General features: G+C 61.0%; 21 protein-coding genes. 8 read left to right on the top strand and 13 right to left on the bottom strand.

Annotated features, from left to right (window positions below):
• Positions 1-3: 3 nt before the first annotated feature.
• Together HYE77_RS08925 and HYE77_RS08920 are read left to right on the top strand one after the other, a co-directional pair.
• The gene (locus HYE77_RS08925) at positions 4-573 is read left to right on the top strand and encodes a CsiV family protein (protein ID WP_003218957.1); all 570 of its coding nucleotides are present in this window, start codon (positions 4-6) and stop codon (positions 571-573) included.
• Positions 574-582: 9 nt separating this feature from the next.
• Positions 583-3,273, top strand: a complete 2,691-nt coding sequence (locus tag HYE77_RS08920; protein WP_134325961.1) for a DEAD/DEAH box helicase — start codon at positions 583-585, stop codon at positions 3,271-3,273.
• Positions 3,274-3,385: 112 nt separating this feature from the next.
• Here HYE77_RS08920 and nagZ read toward each other — a convergent pair whose 3' ends face one another.
• The gene (gene nagZ, locus HYE77_RS08915) at positions 3,386-4,396 is read right to left on the bottom strand and encodes a beta-N-acetylhexosaminidase (RefSeq protein WP_177068682.1); all 1,011 of its coding nucleotides are present in this window, start codon (positions 4,394-4,396) and stop codon (positions 3,386-3,388) included.
• 170 nt (positions 4,397-4,566) lie between these two features.
• A complete protein-coding gene (gene psrA / locus HYE77_RS08910) occupies positions 4,567-5,274 on the bottom strand; it encodes a transcriptional regulator PsrA (RefSeq protein ID WP_003218964.1) in 708 nt (235 codons plus the stop codon).
• A 262-nt stretch (positions 5,275-5,536) separates the two neighbouring features.
• Between psrA and lexA the strand changes: the two genes are divergently transcribed.
• Both lexA and sulA read left to right on the top strand, forming a co-directional pair.
• Positions 5,537-6,145 carry a transcriptional repressor LexA gene (gene lexA / locus HYE77_RS08905; RefSeq protein ID WP_003172575.1) on the top strand — a complete coding sequence of 203 codons (609 nt, stop codon included), beginning with the start codon at positions 5,537-5,539 and terminating at the stop codon, positions 6,143-6,145.
• Between the two features lie 10 nt (positions 6,146-6,155).
• Positions 6,156-6,629 (top strand): SOS-induced cell division inhibitor SulA, encoded by a 474-nt coding sequence (sulA, locus tag HYE77_RS08900; protein ID WP_177068681.1) that lies wholly within the window; start codon positions 6,156-6,158, stop codon positions 6,627-6,629.
• Between the two features lie 114 nt (positions 6,630-6,743).
• Here sulA and HYE77_RS08895 read toward each other — a convergent pair whose 3' ends face one another.
• The 7 genes from HYE77_RS08895 to HYE77_RS08865 all read right to left on the bottom strand — a co-directional run bounded on the left by HYE77_RS08895 (position 6,744) and on the right by HYE77_RS08865 (position 15,127).
• Positions 6,744-6,977, bottom strand: a complete 234-nt coding sequence (locus tag HYE77_RS08895; protein ID WP_003218969.1) for a hypothetical protein — start codon at positions 6,975-6,977, stop codon at positions 6,744-6,746.
• A 188-nt stretch (positions 6,978-7,165) separates the two neighbouring features.
• The gene (locus HYE77_RS08890; protein ID WP_003218971.1) at positions 7,166-7,687 is read right to left on the bottom strand and encodes a DUF6586 family protein; all 522 of its coding nucleotides are present in this window, start codon (positions 7,685-7,687) and stop codon (positions 7,166-7,168) included.
• 127 nt (positions 7,688-7,814) lie between these two features.
• Complete coding sequence (gene topA, locus HYE77_RS08885) at positions 7,815-10,436, bottom strand: type I DNA topoisomerase (protein ID WP_003218973.1); 2,622 nt, start codon at positions 10,434-10,436, stop codon at positions 7,815-7,817.
• A 114-nt stretch (positions 10,437-10,550) separates the two neighbouring features.
• Complete coding sequence (locus HYE77_RS08880) at positions 10,551-10,787, bottom strand: DUF1653 domain-containing protein (RefSeq protein ID WP_177068680.1); 237 nt, start codon at positions 10,785-10,787, stop codon at positions 10,551-10,553.
• Between the two features lie 97 nt (positions 10,788-10,884).
• On the bottom strand, positions 10,885-12,060 hold the full coding sequence (fadA, locus tag HYE77_RS08875) for an acetyl-CoA C-acyltransferase FadA (RefSeq protein ID WP_003218978.1): 1,176 nt from the start codon (positions 12,058-12,060) through the stop codon (positions 10,885-10,887).
• Between the two features lie 29 nt (positions 12,061-12,089).
• A complete protein-coding gene (gene fadB / locus HYE77_RS08870) occupies positions 12,090-14,237 on the bottom strand; it encodes a fatty acid oxidation complex subunit alpha FadB (protein ID WP_177068679.1) in 2,148 nt (715 codons plus the stop codon).
• 452 nt (positions 14,238-14,689) lie between these two features.
• Positions 14,690-15,127, bottom strand: a complete 438-nt coding sequence (locus tag HYE77_RS08865; protein WP_003218981.1) for a hypothetical protein — start codon at positions 15,125-15,127, stop codon at positions 14,690-14,692.
• A 104-nt stretch (positions 15,128-15,231) separates the two neighbouring features.
• Between HYE77_RS08865 and HYE77_RS08860 the strand changes: the two genes are divergently transcribed.
• Complete coding sequence (locus tag HYE77_RS08860; protein WP_003218985.1) at positions 15,232-15,669, top strand: universal stress protein; 438 nt, start codon at positions 15,232-15,234, stop codon at positions 15,667-15,669.
• 198 nt (positions 15,670-15,867) lie between these two features.
• Here HYE77_RS08860 and HYE77_RS08855 read toward each other — a convergent pair whose 3' ends face one another.
• Positions 15,868-17,787 carry an ATP-binding cassette domain-containing protein gene (locus tag HYE77_RS08855; RefSeq protein WP_003218986.1) on the bottom strand — a complete coding sequence of 640 codons (1,920 nt, stop codon included), beginning with the start codon at positions 17,785-17,787 and terminating at the stop codon, positions 15,868-15,870.
• Between the two features lie 212 nt (positions 17,788-17,999).
• Here HYE77_RS08855 and HYE77_RS08850 point away from each other — a divergent pair, with 212 nt between their 5' ends.
• The gene (locus HYE77_RS08850; RefSeq protein ID WP_008437594.1) at positions 18,000-19,928 is read left to right on the top strand and encodes a transglycosylase SLT domain-containing protein; all 1,929 of its coding nucleotides are present in this window, start codon (positions 18,000-18,002) and stop codon (positions 19,926-19,928) included.
• 63 nt (positions 19,929-19,991) lie between these two features.
• Here the strand turns inward: HYE77_RS08850 and HYE77_RS08845 are convergent, their stop codons facing one another.
• Positions 19,992-21,800 carry an ABC transporter transmembrane domain-containing protein gene (locus HYE77_RS08845; protein ID WP_177068678.1) on the bottom strand — a complete coding sequence of 603 codons (1,809 nt, stop codon included), beginning with the start codon at positions 21,798-21,800 and terminating at the stop codon, positions 19,992-19,994.
• Positions 21,801-22,016: 216 nt separating this feature from the next.
• Between HYE77_RS08845 and HYE77_RS08840 the strand changes: the two genes are divergently transcribed.
• Positions 22,017-22,190 (top strand): PA1571 family protein, encoded by a 174-nt coding sequence (locus HYE77_RS08840; RefSeq protein ID WP_003218992.1) that lies wholly within the window; start codon positions 22,017-22,019, stop codon positions 22,188-22,190.
• A gap of 51 nt (positions 22,191-22,241) precedes the next feature.
• Here the strand turns inward: HYE77_RS08840 and pdxB are convergent, their stop codons facing one another.
• On the bottom strand, positions 22,242-23,384 hold the full coding sequence (pdxB, locus tag HYE77_RS08835; RefSeq protein WP_177068677.1) for a 4-phosphoerythronate dehydrogenase PdxB: 1,143 nt from the start codon (positions 23,382-23,384) through the stop codon (positions 22,242-22,244).
• Positions 23,385-23,711: 327 nt separating this feature from the next.
• Between pdxB and HYE77_RS08830 the strand changes: the two genes are divergently transcribed.
• Positions 23,712-25,100, top strand: a complete 1,389-nt coding sequence (locus HYE77_RS08830; RefSeq protein ID WP_032899660.1) for an MATE family efflux transporter — start codon at positions 23,712-23,714, stop codon at positions 25,098-25,100.
• On the opposite strand, the gene tusA is transcribed toward HYE77_RS08830, so the two are convergent.
• Entirely contained in the window at positions 25,097-25,348 is a 252-nt protein-coding gene (gene tusA, locus HYE77_RS08825) for a sulfurtransferase TusA (protein WP_003218998.1), read from the bottom strand. The genes HYE77_RS08830 and tusA overlap by 4 nt on opposite strands.
• Positions 25,349-25,420 lie beyond the last annotated feature (72 nt).

Genomic DNA, 25,420 nt, shown 5'->3' with positions numbered 1-25,420 from the left:
CCAATGCGCCTGTTCCGCATTTTGAGCTTGTTGTTGGTGGTCGTTGCCCCTTCGGCGTTCGCCGACAGCCCGTACCTGGTGGAGATGATCCTGGTGCGCCAGAACGCCGAGCCGGTGATCAACAGCCGTGCGGCGCCGGAAAACTGGGACGCCGGCGCACCACGCCTGGGGACTGACAAAATGAGCCCGCCACGATTGGGCAATATTGTCGAGAAGCTGCAAGCCAGCAGCGACTACACCGTATTGCTGCACAAGTCCTGGGAACAGAATCTCGGTGAGCAACCGGTGAAGCTGGCCATCAGCGATGGCCAGGAACAGTTCGGCCAGTTCCCCATCGAAGGTACCCTGAACCTGCAGCTTGGGCGCTTTACCGATATCGACGCAGACTTCTGGGTCAACCAGTTCGACGCCAACGGCAGCGTCATCGCCAGCGAACACCTCAGCCAGCAAGACGTGCGCACAAAGAACAACCAGCTCAACTACCTGGACGGCGGCCACCTCGCCCTGCTGATCAAGATCACTTCGCTGACCGCCAAGCCGCCCAGCGCTCCACCGCCCGATGTCCAGGACTGATCCAGCACCATGCCCCTGACGTCGTCGTTGACCAAACCCCTGGCCCCTTCGTGGGCCAATCGCTTTAAAGAGCAAAGCCTCGAGCGTGGCCGGCGCTACGCCCTGGAAAACCGTGTGCGTATCGTCGAGTCCGGCGACAGCACCATCATTGCCAGCTGCGAAGGCTCGGGTGGCAATGTCTACCGCCAGACCATTTCGCTGCGCGAATCCGCCAAGGGCACGTTGATCCTGGTGGACAGCCGCTGCACGTGCCCCGTGCACACCAACTGCAAACACATCGCCGCCGTGCTGCTCAAGGTCCAGGAAACCCTGGCCTACCCGGCGGCGGCCCAGGATGCCGAGTTGCTGGAGAAGCTCCAGGCGGTGCTGGATAACCGCGTGGTGTTGCCGCAAGTGGTGATGGAAGACGTGCAACCGGTGCCGCGCCTGTGGCTGGCGAGTATCGAGTTCAGTGCCTTCGAACCGCGCAACGGCAAGATGCAGCGTTATATCCAGCATCGCGCGGCGTTGTCCTTCAACTATTTGGGCAACTACGTCAGCGGCCAGAAGAACGCCGACATTATCGTGCGCCAGGAACAGCAGAGCCTGCGGATCAAGCGCCACCCCGAGGTGGAGCAGCAGTTTCGCGAACAGCTGCGCCTGCTGGGCTTCAAGATCGCCACCCGCCAGAGCAAGGCCCTGCCGGAAAGCGCCGGCGAGCTGTTCGAGATGGTCAATGACAGCGCGTGGCTGAACTTCACCCTGAATGCCTCGCCGAACCTGCGCGCCCAGGGTTGGGAACTACAGATCGACGAAGATTTCGGTTTTGACCTGAGCGCCGTCGACGACTGGTACGCCAGCGTCGACGAGATGCCGGAGCGCGACTGGTTCGACTTGGAGCTGGGGATCATCGTCAACGGCGAACGCCTGAGTCTTCTGCCGATCCTGTTGAACCTGATGCGCTCTCACACCGAGATCCTCAACCCGGAAAAACTCGCCCGGCGCCGTGATGACGAACTGATCCTGGTGAACATTCCCGGCCTGCCCAACGGCCACGGCCCGCTGCAAGTGGCGCTGCCTTATGGCCGGCTGAAACCGGTGCTGGCAACCCTGGGCGAGTTCTACCTGCAAGAGCCCGGCACCACCGCGCTGCGCCTGGCCAAGGCCGACGCGATTCGCCTGAACCCGCTGGAAGACCTGCCGCTGCAATGGGAAGGCGGCGAAAAGATCCGCAACTTCGCCCAGCGCCTGCGGGACATCAAGGATTTCAGCTGCGAAGCGCCGGAAGGCTTGAACGCAACGTTGCGCCCTTATCAACTGGAAGGCCTGAGCTGGATGCAGTCGCTGCGCCAACTCGACGTCGGCGGGATTCTCGCGGATGACATGGGCCTGGGCAAAACCCTGCAAACCCTGGCGCATATTCTCAGCGAGAAAATCGCCGGACGCCTGGACCGCCCGTGCATGGTGGTGATGCCCACCAGCCTGATCCCGAACTGGCTCGACGAAGCGGCGCACTTCACGCCGCAGCTCAAAGTCATGGCGTTGTACGGCGCGGGGCGCAAGAAACATTTCCCTCAGTTGCAGGACTACGACCTGCTGCTGACCACCTACGCCCTGCTGCCCAAGGACATCGAGCAACTGGCCGCCCTGCCCTTGCACGTGCTGATCCTTGACGAAGCGCAGTACATCAAGAACCCCAACAGCAAGGCCGCCCAGGCGGCCCGCGAGCTGAACGCCCGCCAGCGCCTGTGCCTCAGCGGTACACCGCTGGAAAACCACTTGGGCGAGCTGTGGTCGCTGTTCCACTTCCTGCTGCCGGGTTGGCTGGGGGACGTGAAGAGCTTCAACCGCGATTACCGCGTACCGATCGAAAAGCGCGGCAGCGATGTGCGATTGCAGCACCTTAATGGTCGGATCAAGCCGTTCCTGCTGCGTCGCACCAAGGAGCAGGTGGCGACCGAGCTGCCGCCCAAGACCGAGATCATCCACTGGGTCGACCTCAACGAAGCCCAACGCGACGTGTACGAAACCATGCGCCTGGCGATGGACAAGAAAGTCCGCGACGAGATTACCCGCAAGGGTGTGGCGCGCAGCCAGATCATCATCCTGGAGGCGCTGCTCAAGTTGCGCCAGGTGTGCTGTGATTTACGCCTGGTCAATGATGCAACCCTGCCGGCAAAGGGCAGTAGCTCGGGCAAACTCGACAGCTTGATGGAGATGCTCGAAGAGCTGTTTGCCGAAGGCCGCAGGATTCTGCTGTTTTCCCAGTTCACTTCGATGCTGAGCCTGATCGAGGCCGAGTTGAAGAAGCGCGGCGTGGCTTATGCGCTGCTTACCGGTCAGACGCGGGATCGGCGCACGCCGGTGAAAGACTTCCAGAGCGGCAAGCTGCAGATCTTCCTGATCAGCCTGAAGGCAGGCGGCGTCGGACTTAACCTGACGGAAGCCGACACGGTGATTCACTACGACCCGTGGTGGAACCCGGCCACGGAGAACCAGGCCACCGACCGTGCGTATCGCATCGGCCAGGAAAAGCCGGTATTCGTCTACAAGATGATTGCCCGGGGCACCGTGGAAGAGAAAATCCAGCATTTGCAGAAGGAAAAGTCTGATCTGGCGGCGGGCGTTCTGGATGGGCGGACGACGGGGGATTGGAAGTTGGGGAATGAGGATATCGAGGCGTTGTTTGCGCCGTTGCCGCACAAGCAGGAAAAGCGCTGACTGTTAGATCGCCTTCGCGAGCAAGCCCGCTCCCACATTCGACCGCATTTCCTCAGGAGATAAACGGTCGAATGTGGGAGCGGGCTTGCTCGCGAAGGGCGCACCGCAGTTGTCAGTCGATCAACTGAGCATCTCGCAGCGCACCCAACGCCGCCAACCAACGCGGATCCTGCTTGTACTCGGTCGACGCCACCGCCTGGCCACGCATCCGCGCGATACGCGCCGACGGCGTGACCTTCATGCGCTGGGCAGCACTCAGGGCCAGCTCGGCGGCGGCGCGGTCGTTGCACACCAGGCCCATGTCGCAACCGGCAGTCAACGCCGCCTCAATACGACTGGCAGCATCACCGACCACATGAGCCCCCGCCATCGACAGGTCGTCACTGAAGATCACCCCGTCGAACTGCAACTCGCCACGCAGGATGTCCTGCAACCAGCGCCGGGAGAAGCCGGCCGGTTGCGCGTCCACTTGTGGATAAATCACATGGGCCGGCATGACGGCTGCCAGTTGCTTGCTCAGGCGCGCGAAAGGCACCAGGTCATTGGCGCGAATCTGTTCCAGGCTGCGCTCGTCGTTGGGAATGGCGACGTGGGAATCGGCTTCGGCCCAGCCGTGGCCGGGGAAGTGCTTGCCGGTGGCCGCCATACCGGCGCTGTTCATGCCACGGATGAAGGCGCCCGCGAGCACGGCGGCGCGCTCGGGGTCGCCTTCGAAGGCGCGAGTGCCCACGACGGCGCTGCGTTGGTAATCGAGGTCCAGCACCGGGGCGAAGCTCAGGTCCAGGCCAACCGCCAGCACCTCGGTTGCCATGATCCAACCGCACTGCTCGGCCAGTTGCTCCGCATTCGGGTTGTTGGCCAAGGCACGCATCGCCGGCAGACGCACAAACCCCTGACGCAAGCGCTGCACTCGGCCGCCTTCCTGATCGACCGCCAGCAACAGGTCCGGGCGCACGGCGCGAATCGCCGCGCTCAATTCACGCACCTGCCGAGGATGCTCGATATTGCGTGCAAAAATGATCAGGCCGCCCACCTCGGGCTGACGCAACAAGTGGCGATCCTCAGCCGTCAGCCAGGTGCCGGCAACGTCCACCATCAAAGAGCCTTGCAGGGCTTGGGTCATATAGCTTCCTTAAATAACGCGCGCAGCCCGAAGCCCCCGCGAGATCGCATCGCCAGGATTGAACCTGGAGACGGACGCTCAGCGAGCGCAACGGGCTGTGGATAAATAGCTGAAATCGGCATGGGCGGCTAGCTTAGCGGATGCAAGCGGCCGCGCACACCCGGGAGGGGTTAAACCTTGGCCGGGACCGGTACTGACTTGCTGCGCGGGCGCAATTGGGCGGCGGCCATGGCCTGGTCGGTGACGCCGGTTTCGGCACGCATGCCGGCGGCGAGAAACGGCACCATCAGGCGCATGACCTGCTCGATGGAGGTGTTGACGCCGAAGTCGGTCTCGGCAATCGCACGCAGTGCCTTGATCCCGGACATGCTGAATGCCGCGGCACCGAGCATGAAGTGCACGCGCCAGAACAGTTCGATTGGCGGGATACGCGGGGCGGCTTCGTTGACCAGCAACATATAGCGGCGGAACACCTTGCCGTACATGTCTTCCAGATAGCGGCGCAGGTGGCCCTGGCTCTGGCTGAACGCCAGGCCCAACAGGCGCATGAAGATCGACAGGTCGTTGCCGCTGCGTGGCTGAACCACCAGGGCTTGTTCGACGAGGATCTCCAGCAGGTCTTCCAGGCTTGGCTTGTTTTCAGGCTTGGCCTGGCGACGCTCCAGCTCACGATCGAGGCTGATGCAGAAAGGCCCCAGGAACCGAGAGAACACGGCCTGGATCAGCGCCTTCTTGGAGCCGAAATGGTAGTTCACTGCCGCCAGGTTGACCCCGGCCTTGCTGGTAATCAGCCGCAATGAAGTTTCAGCAAATCCTTTTTCCGCGAACAACTGCTCGGCAGCATCGAGAATGCGTTCAACGGTTTCCGACTGGGCCATGGCTACTCCGCCTGACAAACACTTGTTTGAAACATACGTTTCAAGCTATGTCTTGTCAAGCCTGCAGGTCGGTTTGCGGCTGGCCGGTCAGCTATTTCATGGCCATTTAATCACATTCGCCAAGGTCTGTAGGCAGCGCTGTCTCCAGTGTGTAGGACAGGTGATAAATGACCGTCCAGCGGAGTGACTGAAAACGGTGATTGCCAAGCGCAGTCCACTGTATATAATCCCAGTCACTGTATAAAAAGACAGAGCGATCAACATGCTAAAACTGACGCCACGCCAAGCTGAGATTCTGGCTTTTATCAAGCGCTGCCTCGATGACAACGGCTACCCGCCGACCCGGGCGGAAATTGCGCTGGAACTGGGATTCAAGTCACCCAACGCCGCTGAAGAACACCTCAAGGCCCTCGCCCGCAAAGGCGCGATCGAGATGACCCCGGGTGCTTCACGCGGTATTCGCATCCCTGGCTTCGAAGCCAAGGCCGACGAGTCGACACTGCCGATCATCGGCCGCGTCGCAGCCGGTGCGCCGATCCTGGCGCAACAGCACGTCGAGGAATCCTGCAACATCAACCCGACCTTCTTCCATCCCCGTGCCGACTACCTGTTGCGGGTCCATGGCATGAGCATGAAGGACGTGGGCATTTTCGACGGCGACCTGCTGGCCGTCCACACCACACGTGAAGCCCGCAATGGCCAGATCGTCGTCGCCCGTATCGGCGATGAAGTGACGGTCAAACGCTTCAAGCGCGAAGGCAGCAAGGTCTGGCTCCTGGCCGAGAACCCCGAGTTCGCGCCGATTGAAGTGAACCTGAAGGATCAGGACCTGGTGATTGAAGGCTTGAGCGTCGGCGTTATTCGCCGCTAACGGAGGCATCATGCAGTTCCTACAGACCCCACAACACACTCAACTGTCGCTGTTTGAGGCCTTTATGGCCCAGCCCCTTGCGCCCATCCTCAAGGAAGTGGTCGAAGCGCCCTGGAGCGCCGAACCCGAGGCGTTCAGTGAACTGTCGTTGCGCGGTGCTGCCGGGAACTGCCTGAGCCTGTTGGCGCCGATCCTTCGCGAACTGAGCGAGGAACAGGACGCCCGCTGGCTGACGCTGATCGCCCCGCCATCCAGCCTGACCCAGGTCTGGTTGCGGGATGCCGGCCTGAACCGCGAACGCATCCTGTTGCTGCAACCCCGTGGTGCTCAAAGCGCCCAGCAGTTGACCTGCGAAGCCTTGCGCCTGGGCCGTAGCCATACGGTGGTCAGCTGGCTGAACCCGCTGACCACAGCGGCCAGGCAGCAACTGATCAGCGCCGCCCGCACAGGTGATGCGCAAAGCTTGAACATTCGGTTGGGATAAAACGATACGCGGGTAACTGACAGCTGTCAGGATCCGCCATGACGCGAGGCTTCTTCAGAATTGAGAAGCCGATCTGCACAATTGAAGCCTGTAAAAAAAAGTCGACAGACGGACTCAGTGAAGAATCCGCGGGCCGTCTTCCTTTTCCGGTTCGCCTTCAGCCAGGCGCCCCGCCATCTGCACACCTACGCTCAACATGGCTTTTGCCACTTCCACGTGCTGGCCCTGCAGGAACGCTTTTGCGTCCTCGGAAAAATCCAAGATCACCAGAGAACCCTCGTCCTCAGCCCGGCGCAGCTCGATTCGGCCGTCGGGCAACTCAACAATTTCCAGAAAGGACGTAGGCATAAAAGTCTGTTCTCCACGAAAGGCCGGCATTATATCAGTCTTGTGGCGAGCGGGCTTGCCCGCATTGGGCTGAGCCGCGGCCCTCCGACAGCTGACACTGCCAGGCCTGAAAAGCCTTGGGGCTGCTTCGCAACCCAGCGGGAGCAAGCTCCCTCGCCACAAGAGCGGTAGTTGTCAGCGAGAAGCCTTCAGCACTCGTTCAATCCATCCCGAAACCGAATGGCCAACTTCTTCAGCTCCTGCCGCCAGCTTTCCAGCTCTTCCCGGCTCAACGGCTCGGGTCCTTCTTCGTCCAGGCTTACGGCCACGATCAGCGGCTGGGTCACATCGCCTTTGGGCGTGTGCTTCACCCGTGGCGGTTGGAACATCTCCGCGTGGGCTACCAGCAAGCGCGCCAGCCAACTGTCCGGGCTTTGCGCCATCTCCACCAGTTCGGCCAACTCCGGGATGGCCATGGACTCCAGCACATCCCGGTGGATGATCATTTCCGCACGCGGCGAGCCGGCCTGCGGCAGACGGTAGAACCCGGCGATCTCATGGCATAAGCCAAGCAAGGCGCCATAGAGGTGGAACAGCGCGGCTTCACGCCCGGCCTGTACCAGCGCGATAGCGTTCATCTCCTTTCCTTCCTCGGCACGGCCAAGGGCTTCCAGGGACAAACCCGCGAAGTAAATTTTCTGGTTGGTACGGGTATAGAGTTCGTTGGCCATGAAGGCAGTCTCCACAACGAATAAGGCGTGATGCTGGCTGAACAGTGTCACGGATCAGCCAAGGCCACTGCAAGCGCAAAAAAAAGGCCGCCTATCAAGGCGGCCTTTGTGCATGTAGCTGATCGTATCAAGCGCCCTGGCGCTTGTCCTCGACCTTCCACTTGCCACCGTCGTAGAACGCTTTCCAGCCGGTAGGCTTGCCTTCCACTTCGGTCTGCACGTACTGCTCCTTGGTCTTGCGGCTGTAGCGGATTACGGACGGGCGACCGTCCGGGTCCTTCTTCGGCGCTTCGCAGAGGAAGTGGTACTTCGGATCGATCTCGTCCTTGTGGGGCACGATCTCCATCACCAGCGGTGCACGGGTCTCACGGTTTTTCGGGAACTGGCTGGCAGCCAGGAACAGCCCCGAAGCACCATCACGCAGGATGTAGGTGTCGTTGACCTTCTCGCACTTGAGCTCAGGCATCTTCACCGGGTCCATCTTCGGCGGCGCCGCGTCACCGCTTTTCAGCAGTTTGCGGGTGTTCTTGCACGTCGGGTTGGTGCAACCGAAGAACTTGCCGAAACGGCCGGTCTTGAGCTGCATCTCGCTGCCGCACTTGTCGCATTCCAGGCTCGGGCCTTCGTAGCCCTTGATGCGGTAAGTGCCTTCTTCGATCTCGTAGCCGTTGCAATCCGGGTTGTTACCGCAGATGTGCAGCTTGTGCTTCTCGTCCAGCAGGTAGGCATCCATTGCCGTGCTGCAGATCGGGCAACGGTGCTTGCCACGCAATACCAGTGACTCGGATTCACCCTCGTCATCGGCCGCGATTTCATCGCCCGGCACCAGGTTGACGGTGGCCTTGCAGCGCTCTTTCGGCGGCAGGCTGTAACCCGAGCAACCGAGGAACACACCGGTGGAGGCGGTACGAATCTGCATCGGGCGGCCGCAAGTGAGGCACGGAATGTCCGTCATCACCGGCTGGTTGGCCCGCATGCCGTTCTCGGCGCTTTCAGCCACTTCAAGTTTCTTCTTGAAGTCGCCGTAGAACTCGTCGAGCACGTTTTTCCAGTCGCGTTCGCCCTGGGCCACGTCATCGAGGTTCTCTTCCATGCCGGCGGTGAAGCCGTAGTCCATCAGGTTGGAGAAACTCTCGGACAGGCGCTCGGTGACGATGTCACCCATCTTTTCCGAGTAGAAACGACGGTTGTGCAAGGCCACGTAGCCGCGGTCCTGGATGGTGGAGATGATCGCCGCATAGGTCGAAGGACGACCGATACCGCGTTTTTCCATCTCCTTGACCAGGCTGGCTTCCGAGTAACGCGCCGGCGGCTTGGTGAAGTGCTGGGACGGGTCGAGCTTGATCAGCTTCAACACATCGCCCTGCGCCATGTCCGGCAGTACATCGTCGTCGCCCGGCTTGGCGATTTGCGGCATCACGCGGGTGTAACCGTCGAACTTGAGGATACGGCCCTTGGCACGCAGCTCGAAGTCACCAGCACCCACGCTGACAGTCGTCGACAGGTATTGCGCCGGCAGCATCTGGCACGCCAGGAACTGGCGCCAGATCAGCTCGTAGAGGCGCTCAGCGTCGCGCTCCATGCCGCTCAGCTTGCTTGGCTCGGTGTTGGCGTCGGAGGGACGAATCGCTTCGTGAGCCTCTTGTGCGCCTTCCTTGCTGCTATAGACGTTCGGCTTCTCCGGCAGGTACTTCTTGCCGAATTCGCTTTCAATATAAGTACGCGCCATCGCCACCGCGTCTTGCGACAGGTTGGTGGAGTCGGTACGCATATACGTGATGTAGCCCGCTTCATACAGGCGCTGGGCCATCATCATGGTCTTCTTCACCCCGAAGCCCAGGCGGTTGCTCGCGGCCTGTTGCAGGGTGGAGGTGATGAACGGCGCCGACGGCTTGCTGCTGGTGGGCTTGTCTTCACGCTTGACGATGCTGTAGCTGGAAGCCTTGAGCTTCTCCAGCGCGGCCATGGCCTGGGCTTCGTTGAGCGGCTTGAAGGCCTCGCCTTTCTCGCGGGCCACTTCAAAGCGCACGTTGTTGCCCTTGGCGGTGCCCAGGTCAGCGTGCACTTCCCAGTATTCTTCGGGGTTGAACGCACGAATCTCGCGTTCACGCTCCACCACCAGCTTTACCGCAACCGATTGCACACGGCCGGCGGACAGGCCACGGGCGATTTTCGCCCACAGCAGCGGCGAGACCATGTAACCCACGACACGGTCGAGGAAGCGACGCGCCTGTTGGGCATTGACGCGGTCAATGTCCAGTTCGCCCGGCTTGGAGAAGGCTTCCTGGATCGCCTTCTTGGTAATTTCGTTGAACACCACGCGCTTGTAGCGGCTGTCGTCACCCCCGATGGCTTCCCGCAGGTGCCAGGCAATAGCCTCCCCTTCGCGGTCCAAGTCGGTTGCGAGATAGATGGTGTCAGCATCCTTGGCGAGCCGGCGCAGCTCTTCGATGACCTTTTCCTTGCCCGGGAGGATCTCGTACTTGGCTTTCCAGCCATGATCGGGATCGACACCCATGCGCGAGACCAGCTGCTTGCGCGCTTTCTCTTTAGGCGTGAGCACCGGACCTTCGCCCGCAGCCGCCTTGCCGCGCTTGGCGGCAGGCTCCTTGCTGGCGCTAGCCGAACCGCTGGTGGGCAGGTCTCGGATATGGCCGATACTCGACTTCACCACGTACTCGTTACCCAAGTACTTGTTGATGGTCTTGGCCTTAGCCGGGGATTCCACAATGACCAGCGATTTGCCCATGGATCGGAAAATTCCTGAATTCGAGAAGTGAAAGGCGGTTGGCGCCTGACGCGGCAACGCTATATATAGTGGCAACAAGGTGAGGTCAAGCGCAGCATTCTGCGCGGCCTGCCTTTATTGCACGGAAAAAAGGCTGGGTTCGGCCTGCATCAAAGCAAAGCGCGGGACCTGTTCGCCGTCAACTTCGACGGTCTCAAGGAACATGCTCAAGGGACGCACCCAAAAGCCGTAATCGCCATACAGTGCTTGGTAGAACACCACTTCCTCTTCGGTCTCGGAATGCCGCGCCACATTAAAAACGCGGTACTGCGGACCTTTATAATGCCGGTAGAGCCCTGGTTCGACTTTCATGCTCTGGCCCTCTTACAAAATTTGTTAAAAAAAAATATAAAAAATTCCAAAAAACAAAAACCGGGGCACTGGGCCCCGGCTTCCGTCAACGAAACGTTTAGATACGTTCGAAGACGGTGGAGATGCCTTGGCCGAGGCCAATGCACATGGTTGCAACCCCAAGGTTGCCGCCATTTTGCTTCATCACGTTAAGCAACGTGCCGGAGATACGAGCGCCGGAACACCCAAACGGGTGGCCCAAGGCAATCGCGCCGCCGTGCAGGTTAACCTTCTCGTTCATCTTGTCGAGCACTTTCAAATCTTTCAGCACTGGCAGGGCCTGTGCGGCGAAAGCTTCGTTGAGCTCGAAGAAGTCGATGTCGGAGATAGTCAGGCCTGCGCGCTTCAATGCTTTTTGTGTGGCCGGTACTGGACCATAGCCCATGATTGCCGGGTCCACACCTGCGACTGCCATCGAACGAATCACGGCCATCGGCTGGATACCCAGGTCCTGGGCACGCTGGGCCGACATCACGATCATGCACGAAGCACCGTCAGTGATCTGCGACGAAGTACCGGCTGTCACGGTGCCGCCCTTTGGATTGAAGGCCGGCTTCAGGGCCGCCAGGCTTTCCAGGGTGGTGTCCGGACGAATGGTTTCGTCGTAGTCGAACAGTTTCAGGAAACCGTTCTCGTCGTAGCCGTTCATCGGGATGATTTCATCCTTGAACTTGCCTTCCACGGTTGCCTTGTGGGCCAACTGGTGGGAACGCAGGCCGAATGCATCCTGGGCTTCGCGGGTAATGCCGTGCATTTTGCCGAGCATTTCAGCGGTGAGGCCCATCATGCCCGAGGCTTTCGCCGCGTACAGGGACATGTGCGGGTTCGGATCCACACCGTGCATCATGCTGACGTGGCCCATGTGCTCCACGCCGCCAACCACGAACACATCACCGTTACCGGTCATGATCGCTTGGGCAGCGGTGTGCAGCGCGCTCATGGACGAGCCACACAGGCGGCTGACGGTCTGGCCGGCAGCGGTGTGCGGGATCTGCGTCATCAAGGAAGCCATGCGGGCGATGTTCCAGCCCTGCTCCAGGGTCTGGTTGACGCAGCCCCAGATCACGTCTTCGACTTCGTTCGGGTCGACCTTGACGTTGCGTTCCAGCAATTTGCTGATCAGGTGCGCCGACATGTCTTCGGCACGGGTGTTGCGGTGCATGCCGCCCTTGGAGCGGCCCATCGGAGTACGACCGAAGTCGACAATCACGACGTCTCTTGGATTCAAGCTCATAAATATTCTCGCTCTAGTCGTCTGGGCACTTAACCGAAGAAGCTCTGGCCGTTCTTGGCCATCTCGCGCAGCTTCGCAGTCGGGTGGTACAGCGGGCCCAGATCAGCGTATTGATCAGCCAGGGCAACGAACTCGGCCACACCGATGGAATCGATGTAACGCAGCGCACCACCACGGAATGGAGGGAAACCAATACCGTAGACCAGGCCCATGTCGGCCTCGGCTGCGGTTTCAACGATGCCGTCTTCCAGGCAACGCACGGTTTCCAGGCACAGGGCGATCATCATCCAGTTGACGATGTCCTCGTCGGACACTTCACGCTGTTCGTAGATGACCGGCGCGAGTACTTCGTGAACCGATGGGTCGGCCACTTTCTTCTGCTTGCCCTTCTTGTCGGTCTCGTAGGCGTAGAAACCCTTGCCATTCTTCTGGCCCAGGCGCTTGGCTTCGTAGAGCGCGTCGATCGCCGAGCGGCGGTCATCTTGCATGCGGTCCGGGAAGCCTTCAGCCATTACGTCGCGACCGTGGTGGCCGGTGTCGATGCCGACCACGTCCATCAGGTACGCCGGGCCCATTGGCCAGCCGAATTTTTCCATGACCTTGTCGATGCGCACGAAGTCCACACCGGCGCTGACCAGCTTGGCGAAACCGCCGAAGTACGGGAACAGTACGCGGTTGACCAGGAAGCCCGGGCAGTCATTGACGACGATCGGGTTCTTGCCCATTTTCTTGGCGTAGGCAACGGTGGTGGCAACGGCCAGCTCGCTGGACTTCTCGCCACGGATCACTTCCACCAGCGGCATCATGTGCACCGGGTTGAAGAAGTGCATGCCGACGAAGTTTTCCGGACGCTTGAGGGCCTTGGCCAGCAAGGTGATGGAAATGGTCGAGGTGTTGGACGCCAGGATCGTGTCTTCTTTCACCTGGGCTTCAACTTCAGCCAGTACCGCCTGCTTGACCTTCGGGTTCTCGACAACCGCTTCGACCACCAGGTCGACGTGGCCGAAATCACCGTAGGACAGGGTCGGACGAATGCCGTTAAGCACTTCAGCCATTTTCGCTGCAGTCATGCGGCCTTTATCAACGCGGCCTACCAGCAGCTTCGCGGCTTCTGCCAGACCCTGCTCGATGCCGTGCTCGTTGATGTCTTTCATCAGGATCGGCGTGCCTTTGGACGCCGACTGATAGGCGATACCGCCGCCCATGATACCGGCGCCGAGTACGGCAGCCTGTTTCACGTCGCGAGCGATTTCGTCGTAGGCCTTGGCCTTTTTCTTCAGTTCCTGATCGTTCAGGAACAGACCGATCAAGCTCTGCGCGGCAGAGGTCTTGGCCAGTTTGACGAAGCCGGCAGCTTCGACTTCCAGGGCTTTGTCGCGACCGAAGTTCGCGGCCTTCTGGATGGTCTTGATCGCTTCAACCGGCGCCGGGTAGTTCGGGCCGGCCTGGCCAGCCACGAAACCCTTGGCGGTTTCGAACGACATCATCTGTTCGATGGCGTTGAGCTTGAGTTTTTCCAGCTTTGGCTGACGCTTGGCCTTGTAGTCAAATTCGCCGCTGATGGCGCCCTTGATCAGGTTCAGCGCGGCTTCTGCCAGCTTGTCGGGAGTCACCACAGCATCCACGGCGCCGACTTTCAGCGCGTCTTCAGCACGGTTTTCCTTGCCGGCGGCAATCCACTCGATGGCATTGTCGGCACCGATGATGCGCGGCAGGCGCACGGTACCGCCGAAGCCCGGGTAGATGCCCAGCTTGACTTCCGGCAGGCCGATTTTCGCGGTGGCAGACATCACGCGGAAGTCGGCGGCCAGGCACATTTCCAGACCGCCGCCCAGGGCGATGCCATTGATCGCGGCAACGGTCGGCACGTTGAGGTCTTCGAAATCGCTGAAAATCTTGTTGGCTTCGAGGTTGCCAGCCACAAGCTCGGCATCGGGCAGCTTGAAGTTGTCGACGAATTCGGTGATGTCAGCGCCGACGATGAACACGTCCTTGCCGCTGGAGACGATCACGCCCTTGACCGAAGCATCTGCTTTGATGGTGTCTACGGCCTGACGCAATTCATTCAGGGTTAGACGGTTGAACTTGTTGACGGACTCACCCTTGAGGTCGAATTTCAATTCGACGATGCCACTTTCAAGAGCCTTAACCGTGATGGCTTTACCTTCGTAAATCATCAACTGATCTCCACGATATGGAAGCTGAACAGTACACGTCGGACGCAGGATTCAGCGTAGGCACTGACGTTACCGTCGATGCTAACGCCAATTTGCCAGGCACACCCGCCAACGCGATAGTCGGGATTCTGTACGAACGGTCTGAAAGACAAACGCTCAATTCATACGCCCGTTTGATTTGGGTACGTCACCTTCAGCCAAATCCGACGAATTGTCAATCGCTCGAAAGGGCCGCAAAAACGCGACTTTTCAGTCATTTCAGAACCTGGGGCAGCCGGCATCGCCCCGCCGATGTTTAATCATTCGCGAAATCAATAATGTGAATTTTGATTCAAAGGGCTGTACAGAACCGAATATGCGGCTAGGCTAGCGGCACGTAAAACGAATTACCGGCCTGCCTGGCCAACTCCAGCCCGATGATGCTTTCGGGCTTTTTAATGCCCGCAGGAATCTCAGGCCAGCGCCTTGAGCACCGCGTCAATGTCCTGCAACACGCTCAACTCGCCCTTCTCGCCCCAGTACAGGGTGATCATTTGCTTGTCGGCTTCGACTTTGTAGACGTTCGCAGGCAGCGTCGCAAAATGTGGCAACAACTTTTCATCGACGCAGGTTTCCTGCCACTGATTGACCCAAACCCCCGGCTCCAACTGCCAGTAACTCCAGGTCACCCGCGTGGTGCCACGCCGTGGCCGGTGATACTGGGCACACGGGCTTGGCGGCTCGTGCTTGAGCCAGTGCGGCCATTCCTGGGGCGTCAGTTGCATGGCCAGGCCAATGCGCCGCGCCTCCATGCGCAAAGCCATGCGCCCGCTCGAATGGCGCGAAGGACGCAGCCACGCCAGGGGGCTTAAAACCAGCGCAAGGATTGACACCACTATCCAGACCGTCATATGTGTACTCCCGAATTTCTTGATGAGCGGATTTGACCTGACGCAACCCCATCCGCTTGAAACCAGCCATACTGAACTTATCGCTTTCCCTTGGAGGACTCCTCATGCCCTACGAACATATTCTGGTCGCCGTGGACCTGACCGAAGAATGCGACCCCGTGATCAAGCGGGCCGTAGGCCTTGCAGGCGACTCGGTGAAGCTGTCCCTGGTGCATATCGTCGAACCGATGGCCATGGCCTTTGGCGGCGATGTGCCGATGGACCTTTCCCAACTGCAACAGCAGCAGTTCGACCAGGCCAAGGAACGCCTTGACCGGCTGATCAACAAATACCCTGCCCTGAAAAAAGACCAGAGCCACCTGACCTACGGCCAGCCGCGCCAGGAAATCCACCACCTGGCCAAGGAGCAAGGTTGCGACCTGATCGTGGTCGGCAGCCACGGCCGTCACGGCCTGGCCTTGCTGCTGGGCTCCACCGCCAATGACGTGCTGCACGGCGCACCTTGCGATGTGCTGGCCGTGAAACTGGTCAAGAGCTCGTAAGACCAACGGCAATCCAATGTGGGAGCGGGCTTGTGTGGGAGCGGGCTTGCTCGCGAAAGCGGTGGATCAGTCGACAAATATATGGACTGACACACCGCTTTCGCGAGCAAGCCCGCTCCCACATCTGAACCGCGTTTCATACAAAAAACCCGGCGCTCATACAAATGAGCGCCGGGTTTTTTATTGCGCTTGAATCACTCAGGCATCCAGCTCGGCCCAGCGTTCAACCAGGGCTTCAAGCTCGCTGTTAAGCTGCTCGAGGGATGCAATCACCTTGGCGGTTTCTGCAGCCGGACGCAGGTAGAAACCCGCGTCAGCCATTTCAGCTTCAACGGCAGCAATCTGCTGTTCCTTGGCGTCGATATCACCCGGCAGTGCTTCCAGCTCACGTTGCAGCTTGTAGCTGAGCTTCTTCTTCGCAGCAGGTGCTTCCTGGGCTGGTGCCGGAGCAGCAGCCACTGGAGCAACCACGGCCGAGGTCAAGTCAGCCTTGCCGGACTTACTCTCGGTCACGCCCAGCAGGCGCGGCGAGCCGCCCTGGCGCAGCCAGTCCTGGTAACCACCGACGTATTCACGCACCTTGCCTTCGCCTTCGAAGACCAGGGTGCTGGTGACCACGTTATCGAGGAATGCCCGGTCGTGACTGACCATCAGCACGGTGCCGTTGAAGGTCAGCAGGACCTCTTCCAGCAGTTCCAGGGTTTCCACGTCGAGGTCGTTGGTCGGTTCGTCGAGTACCAGCAGGTTGGCTGGCTTGCTGAACAACTTGGCCAGCAGCAGGCGCGCACGCTCACCACCGGACAAGGCCTTGACCGGCGTACGTGCACGCTGCGGGCTGAACAGGAAGTCGCCCAGGTAGCTCAGCACGTGGCGGCTCTGGCCGTCGATGTCGATAAAGTCGCGACCTTCGGCGACGTTGTCGATCACGGTTTTTTCCAGGTCCAACTGGTGGCGCAACTGGTCGAAGTAGGCCACGTCGATGCGCGTGCCCTCTTCCACGGTACCGCTGGTGGGTTGCAGGCCGTTGAGCATCAGCTTGAGCAAGGTGGTCTTGCCGGTACCGTTGGCGCCGAGCAGGCCGATACGGTCGCCGCGCTGCAGGACCATGGAGAAGTCCTTGATCAGGAACGGGCCGTCCGGGTGATGGAAGCTGACGTTTTCCAGCACCATCACTTGCTTGCCCGACTTGTCGGCGGTGTCCAGCTGGATATTGGCCTTGCCGGTGCGTTCACGGCGCTCGCTGCGCTCGACACGCAGGGCTTTCAGGGCACGTACGCGGCCTTCGTTACGGGTGCGGCGGGCCTTGATGCCCTGGCGGATCCAGACTTCTTCCTGGGCCAGCTTCTTATCGAACAGGGCATTGGCGGTTTCTTCCGCAGACAGCGCGGCTTCCTTGTGCACCAGGAAACTGGCGTAGTCGCCGTTCCAGTCGATCAGGCCGCCACGGTCCAGTTCGAGGATGCGGGTTGCCAGGTTCTGCAGGAAGGAACGGTCGTGCGTGATGAACAGCACGGCGCCCTGGAAATCCTTGAGGGCTTCTTCAAGCCAGGCGATTGCGCCGATGTCCAGGTGGTTGGTCGGTTCGTCGAGCAGCAACAGATCCGGTTCGGAAACCAGGGCCTGGGCCAGCAGGACGCGGCGACGCCAGCCGCCGGACAATTCGGCGAGGGTCTTGTCGGCGGGCAGTTGCAGGCGGCTCAGGGTGCTGTCGACCAATTGCTGCAAGCGCCAGCCGTCGCGGGCTTCGAGGTCTTGCTGGACGTGCATCAGCTTGTCCAGGTCGGCTTCGGTGACGCAGTTCTGCGCCAGGTGATGGTATTCGGCGAGCAGTGCGCCCACGCCGTCGAGGCCTTCGGCAACCACGTCGAACACTGTCCGTCCGTCGGCCACCGGCAATTCTTGCGGCAATTCGCCAATCTTGAGGCCCGGGGCGCGCCAGACAGAGCCGTCATCGGGCTTCTGGTCGCCTTTTACCAGCTTCATCATGCTGGACTTGCCGGTGCCGTTGCGGCCGATGATGCACACCCGCTCACCACGGGCGATCTGCCAGGACACCTTGTCCAACAACGGCATAGCGCCGAAAGCAAGGGACACATCGCTGAATTTGAGCAGGGTCATACGCTTCTCCAAAAACTGGGCGCGCATTCTACCTGACTTAGGGCTCGAGGCGGCCGGCATTTTCGCCGCTGACACGTTCTGTTGGACATTTCAGATGAACTTGAACGAAGCGACCGGCAAAGCTTTCACCGGTTGCGGGCAAAAGGCTAAGCTAGGGGCAATCAGTGTCGGCGACGTCGGCACTAGTCCAGATTCCTCTGCACGGACGTCTCATGCGCAGTCGCCTTTTCAGCTTTTTATCTTGTCTGCTTCTTTCTGCCACCGCCGTTCAATCTGCCCAGGCCGTGGACCTCACCACCCAACGTCAATATTACGATGAAGCCAAACGAGCCCTCGCCAAAGGCGACAGCGGCCCGTATTTCCAATACAGCCAGGCCCTGGCCGACTACCCGTTGACGCCGTACCTCGCCTACGACGAGCTGACCGCGCGGCTGAAAACCGCCAGCAACGAGGAGATCGAACAATTCCTCGCCAAGAACGGCGACCTGCCCCAGGCCAACTGGATGAAACTGCGCTGGTTGCGCTGGCTGGCCGACCGTGGCGACTGGCAAACCTTTGAAAAGTACTACGACGCCAAACTCAATTTCGTCGAACTGGACTGCCTCCATGGCCAATTCCAGCTGACCCACAACCAAAAAGCCGAAGGCTATAAAACCACCGAGAAGCTGTGGCTGACCGGTAAATCCCAGCCTGCTGCCTGTGATGCCACCTTTGGCCAGTGGGCCGCCGACGGCCAACTGACCGAACAGAAAATCTGGGACCGCGCCAAGCTGGCCGCCGAAGCCCGCAACTATCCGCTGGCCAACAGCCTGGTGAAGACCCTGCCGACCCTCGGCGCCCAGGGCCGCCTGATGGTGGACGTGGCGCAGAAGCCCGACATGCTCGGCGACCCATCGCGCTTCCTGCCGGCCAACGAGGCCATGTCCGACGCCGTAGGCCTGGGCCTGCGCCGCCTGGCACGCCAGGACCCGGACAAGGCCATGGCCCTGCTCGACGGTTATGCCAGCAGCATGCACTTCTCTCGTGACGAAAAAGTGTCGATCGCCCGGGAAATCGGCCTGACCCTGGCGCGTCGCTACGACCCGCGCGCCCTCGACGTGATGACCAAATACGATCCGGAATTGCGGGACAACACCGTTTCCGAATGGCGCCTGCGCCTGCTGTTGCGCCTGGCCCGCTGGGAAGACGCCTACCAGTTGACCCGCAAGCTGCCCCAGGATTTGGCCACCACCAACCGCTGGCGCTACTGGCAGGCCCGCAGCCTGGAACTGGCAGAGCCGAAGAACCCGCAAGCCCTGGTGATGTACAAGGGTCTGGCCAAGGAACGAGACTTTTACGGTTTCCTGGCGGCGGATCGCTCCCAGTCCCCGTACCAACTGAACAACAAGCCACTGGTGATGAGCCAGGCGCTGATGAACAAGGTACGCAACACACCGGGCGTGCGCCGCGCCCTGGAGTTCTACGCCCGTGGCCAGATCGTTGATGGCCGCCGCGAGTGGTACCACGTCAGCCGGCATTTCAACCGCGACGAAATGGTCGCCCAGGCCAAGTTGGCCTACGACATGAAGTGGTACTTCCCGGCGATCCGCACCATCAGCCAGGCGCAGTACTGGGACGACCTGGACATCCGCTTCCCGATGGCCCACCGCGACACCCTGGTGCGCGAAGCCAAGGTCCGCGGCGTGCATTCCAGCTGGGTATTTGCGATCACCCGCCAGGAAAGCGCCTTCATGGACGACGCGCGCTCCGGCGTCGGCGCCACCGGCCTGATGCAACTGATGCCCGGCACCGCCAAGGAGACTGCGCGCAAGTTCAGCATCCCGCTGGCTTCGCAACAGCAGGTGCTCGACCCGGACAAGAACATCCAGCTCGGCGCCGCCTACCTGAGCCAGGTCCACGCCCAGTTCAACGGCAACCGCGTGCTCGCCACCGCCGCCTACAACGCCGGCCCGGGCCGTGTACGCCAATGGCTGCGCGGCGCCGATCACCTGAGTTTCGATGTGTGGGTGGAAAGCATCCCGTTCGACGAAACCCGCCAGTATGTGCAGAACGTGCTGTCTTATTCGGTGATCTACGGGCAGAAGCTCAATGCACCGCAGCCGCTGGTGGATTGGCATGAGCGGTATTTTGATGATCAGTAAGTAACGCTGTCCCATAAAAAATGCCCGCATTGAGAGATGCGGGCATTTTTTGTGGGCGGTGAATCAGTGGGTGGTCGACTCACCATCACTGAACTGCAACGCCGCCAGCCGTGCATACAGCGGATTGCTGGCGATCAGTTGCTGATGCGTCCCAACCGCCACCAGCTTGCCCTGGTCCATCACGGCAATCCGGTCGGCATTCTTCACCGTGGCCAGCCGGTGGGCGATGACCAGGGTGGTGCGCCCTTCCATCAACTGCGGCAGCGCCTGCTGGATCAGGTGTTCGCTCTGGGCGTCCAGCGCGCTGGTGGCTTCGTCCAGCAGCAGGATCGGTGCATCCACCAACAAGGCCCGGGCGATGGCCAGGCGTTGGCGCTGGCCGCCCGAAAGGCCCATGCCGCCGTCGCCCAGGTGGGTCTGGTAGCCGTCGGGCATTTGCAAAATGAAGTCGTGAGCGTGGGCGATGCGCGCCGCCTCCTCGACCTGGGCAAAGGTGGCCGTCGGATTGCCGTAGCGGATGTTCTCTTCAACAGTGCCAAAGAACAGCGCCGGGCTCTGGGACACCAGGGCGAAACAGCGGCGCAGGTCCAGCGGATCCAGCTCGGTCAGCGGGTGGCCTTCAAGCAGGATGCGGCCTTGCTGGGGATCGTAGAAACGCAGCAACAGATCGAACATCGTCGATTTACCCGCACCGGACGGACCGACCAGGGCCAGGGTTTCGCCGGCATTGATGCTCAGGCTCAAGCCGTCGATGGCAAAACGATCCGGGCGCGAAGGATAGGAGAAGCGCAAATCCTGGATTTCCAGGCGGCCGCTGACCCGCTCCGGCAACTTGATCACGTTGGCTTCGGGCGCCTTGATCTCATTGCTCGACTGCAGCAATTCGCCAATCCGCTCTGCCGCACCGGCGGCGCGCTGCAACTCGCCCAACACTTCACTCAAGGTACCGACGGCACTGCCGACGATCAGGCTGTAGAACACGAACGCCGCCAGCTCACCACCGGAAATGCGCCCGCCGATCACGTCCATGCCGCCGACCCAGAGCATCACGCCCACGGCGCCCAGCACCAGCATGATCACCAGGGTAATCAGCCAGGCGCGCTGCACGATGCGTTTGCGGGCGGTGGTGAACGCCTCTTCCACCGTCAGCGCGAAGCGCTGTTCGTCCTGGACCTGGTGGTTGTAGGCCTGCACGGTCTTGATCTGGCCGAGGGTCTCGGACACATAGCTGCCGACATCGGCGATGCGATCCTGGCTCTGGCGCGACAGGCTGCGCACCCGGCGGCCGAAGATCAGGATCGGCGCCAGCACCAGTGGCAGCGCTATCACGACGATGCTGGTGAGCTTGGGGTTGGTGACAAACAGCAGCACGATCCCGCCGATCACCATCAAGGCGTTGCGCAGGAACAGCGACAGCGAGGAGCCGATCACCGATTGCAGCAAGGTGGTGTCGGTGGTCAGCCGGGACTGGATTTCCGAGCTGCGGTTGTTTTCGTAGAAGCCCGGATGCAGGTAGATCAAGTGGTTGAACACCTGCCGCCGGATGTCCGCCACCACCCGCTCGCCGATCCACGACACCAGGTAAAACCGCGCAAAGGTGCCCACCGCCAGGCCCAGCACCAGGATCATGAACAGACCGATGGATTGGTTGAGCAGGTGCGGCGACTGGGTCATGAACCCCTGGTCCACCAGCAGGCGAATACCCTGGCCCATGGACAAGGTAATGCCGGCGGTGACGATCAGCGCCAACAAGGCGCCCAGGGCCTGCCAGCGGTAGGGAGCGACGAAGCGACTGGCCAGGCGAATCGCGCGGCGTTGACGGGCTGAGAGCATGGAGGGTTTCACCTGAAGGTTGGAGACGGGAACCTGCATAGCTACATGGGGGGAACTTGAGCGAATCACAATGAGTCAGGTTAATTATGCTCACCGAACCTAGGCCCTAGAGGCTATCGGTCTAAGGACCGGCTGGAAATTTGTATCGGTTTCTGCTGGACTGGGCATTCGATCTGCGGGCCGCGCAAGGAGTTGTAACAACGCGGTCACGCGGGGGTTTTAAAGTAGGTACACAACCTGATGAGGAGACGGGCCATGTCCTTGCAAAACAGCAGCAACGCCAAAATTCAAGTGATCCGCCAACCGCAGCAATTGCCTTGCTCGTACATCGACGCTCAGGGCCGCGAAGTGCAAATCACCGAAGAAATGATCCAGAGCGCGTGCGCCGAACTGGAACAGAAATTGGTCAAGCCTGCCAAGCGAGGCTGATTCGCCCACGCTCTCTTAAACCCGGCCTTGATGGCCGGGTTTTTTATGCCTTCAGATTGCCTGTGCGCCCAATGCTGCCACGAGGCTCGACAAGGCGGCAGACTCGCCGTTGATCCGCACTTTCAAGCCGTCAATCTCACGCCGCTCGGGGTAGTGCTTGCGCAATAGGTCGAAGGCCTTGCGCTGCTCATCCACTGTGCCTACCAGGCTGCGGCGGAAATCCGCGTCATCACGGCGCGGGTCGTACACGCTGCGGCACAGGGTCGCCAAGGCCCAGGCCGGATCGGTATTGGCATTGAGGCTGACTTCGGCCAGCCACGGCTCCGGCAGCAAGTCGCTCAATTGAATCGTCGGGTCCTGACCAAGATGCCGGCAAAACGCCTGATAGATCTGCGCCGTGCCGCGCTGCTTGCCGTCCAGGCTGTAGCCGGCGATATGCGGGGTGGCCAGCACACACAGGTCGGCCAGGTCGACGTCCACCTGCGGCTCGCCTTCCCACACATCCAGCACGGCCTGCAGGTCTTCGCGCGCCAGCAGCACCTCCTTGAGGGCGGCGTTGTCCACCACCGGGCCGCGGCTGGCGTTGATCAGCCAGGCACCGGGCTTGAGCTGGTTGAGGCGCTCGCGGTCGAACAAGTGCCAGGTGGAGCCGTTGCCGGATTTGTTCAGCGGCGTGTGCAGACTGATCACATCGCACTGCTCGACGATCTGCTCCAGGCTGACGTAATCACCGTCCTCGGCGATCTGCCGGGGCGGGTCGCACACCAGCACGTTCCAGCCCAACGCCTTGAGCACCTTGACCAGACGCCCGCCGACTTCACCGGCACCCACCACACCGTAGGTGCGCTGGGCCAGGTCGGCGCCTTCGATCTCGGCCAGGGTCAGCAGGCTGCCCAGCACATAGTCGACCACGCCACGGGCATTGCAGCCGGGGGCGCTGGACCACTGGATGCCGGCGCGCTGGAAGTAATCGAGGTCGAGGTGATCAGTGCCGATGGTGCAGGTGCCGACAAACCGCACCGGCGTGCCTTCGAGCAAGGCCCGGTTGACGTTGGTCACTGAACGCACCAGCAGCACATCGGCCTGCTCGATCGTCGCGCGGTCAATGGACCGGCCCGGAACCCGGCGAATCTCGCCAAATCCTTCGAAGAATGCATCGAGCAGCGGGATATTTTCGTCGGCAACAATCAGCATGGCAGGCTCCTTTCGCGGATCAGCAGTGTACAGCGGTTTTCCTTGTGGCGAGGGCGCTTGCTCCCGCTGGAGTGCGCAGCGCTCCCAAATGCAGCACCGTGTTTTTTCAGGTACACATCGGTTGCCCGTTATGGGGCTGCTGCGCAGCCCAGCGGGAGCAAGCTCCCTCGCCACAGCAAGCTCCCTCACCACAGCAAGCGCCCTCGCCACAAAACGCTGCATTTGCGCGGGGATGTGTTTACAAATCCACAACACAGGTTTTTTCCTGACCAACACGTCAAGGCGTAGAATGCGCCGTCCTGCGCTCCCCCTATCGGACATCTGTACGTGAACACTGCCACAACCACCACCGCCCTTTCTCGCCCCGCCCGCGTCAGCCTTGAAGTGCGCAACCTGCTGGCCCTGGCGCTGCCGATCATGATCGGGCAACTGGCGACCACCGCCATGGGGTTCGTCGATGCCGTGATGGCCGGGCGTGTCAGCTCCCGAGACCTGGCGGCGGTCGCCCTGGGCAACTCCATCTGGATCCCGGTGTACCTGCTGATGACCGGCACCCTGTTGGCCACCACGCCGAAAGTCGCCCAGCGCTTTGGCGCCGGCACCCACGGTGAAATCGGCCCGCTGGTGCGCCAGTCGATGTGGCTGGCACTGGTGGTGGGAATTACCGCGCTGCTGTTGCTGATCAGCGCCGAACCGATCCTGCACCTGATGAAGGTCGATCCCGAGTTGATCAAGCCCTGCATGGGCTACCTGCACGGCATCGCTTCGGGCATGCCGGCCATTGCGTTGTATTACGTGCTGCGCTGCTTCAGCGACGGGCTGGGCCGAACGCGGCCGAGCATGGTCATGGGCCTGTGCGGGCTGGCGCTGAATATTCCGCTGAACTATGTGTTCATCTACGGCCACTTCGGCGTGCCGGCCATGGGCGGCATCGGTTGCGGCTGGGCCACGGCGATCGTGATGTGGGTGATGATGCTTGGCCTGGCCGCCTGGACCCGCTGGGCACCGGTGTATCAGAGCAGCGAGCTGTTCAAGCGCTTTGACTGGCCGCAATGGTCGGTGATCAAGCGTGTGTTGAGCATTGGCTTGCCCATCGGGATCGCGGTGTTCGCCGAGTCGAGCATTTTTGCGGTGATCGCGCTGCTGATCGGCAGCCTCGGCGCCACGGTGGTGGCCGGGCACCAGATCGCGCTGAACTTCAGTTCGCTGGTGTTCATGATCCCCTATTCCCTGAGCATGGCGGTCACCGTGCGCGTGGGCCAGGCCCTGGGCCGAGGAGAACCCCGTGAGGCGCGCTTTGCCGCAGGTGTCGGAATGGGCACCGCGCTGGTGTATGCCTGCCTGTCTTGCAGCCTGATGCTGCTGTTTCGCGAACAGATCGCCACCATCTACACCCAGGATCCGCTGGTGATCCAAGTGGCGGCGATGCTGATTGTGTTTGCGGCGCTGTTTCAGTTCTCGGACGCGATCCAGGTCACGGCCGCCGGCGCACTACGTGGTTACCAGGATACTCGGGTGACCATGGTGCTGACGCTGTTTGCGTATTGGGGCGTGGGCTTGCCGGTGGGCTACGCGCTGGGGCTGACCGAGTGGCTGGGCGACGCCCGCGGCCCGAGCGGCTTGTGGCAGGGGCTGATCGTGGGCCTGAGCTGTGCCGCGGCGATGTTGGTGATCCGCCTGGTGCGCAGCGCACGCAAGCGGATTCGCCGGGCTTAAGCCGATTTCTTGCGGATCCAGTATAGGTAGGTACCGGCCTGCTCCTGCTGGTCCACCAGTTCATGGTCGAGAAACACGCAGAACTTGGGGATGTCGCGACGGGTCGACGGATCGGTCGCGATCACCTTGAGCAAGCCACCGGGCGCCAGGTCGCGGATGTGCTGGTGCAGCATCATCACTGGCTCCGGGCAGTTGAGGCCGGTGGCGTCGAGGACGGCATCGACGGGTAAATCAGGGGTCAGGCTCATGGTTTACTCCTAAACAGGCCGGCATTTTAACGGTAACGCGGGGCGCCAGGTAGCCAGCGGCGCCCTCGGTTT

It is taken from the genome of Pseudomonas sp. IPO3774 (genome assembly GCF_013386835.1).
Lineage (GTDB): Bacteria > Pseudomonadota > Gammaproteobacteria > Pseudomonadales > Pseudomonadaceae > Aquipseudomonas.
The sequence above is the reverse complement of the archived record's forward strand: the minus strand, read 5'-3'. Positions and strand labels throughout refer to the sequence as shown.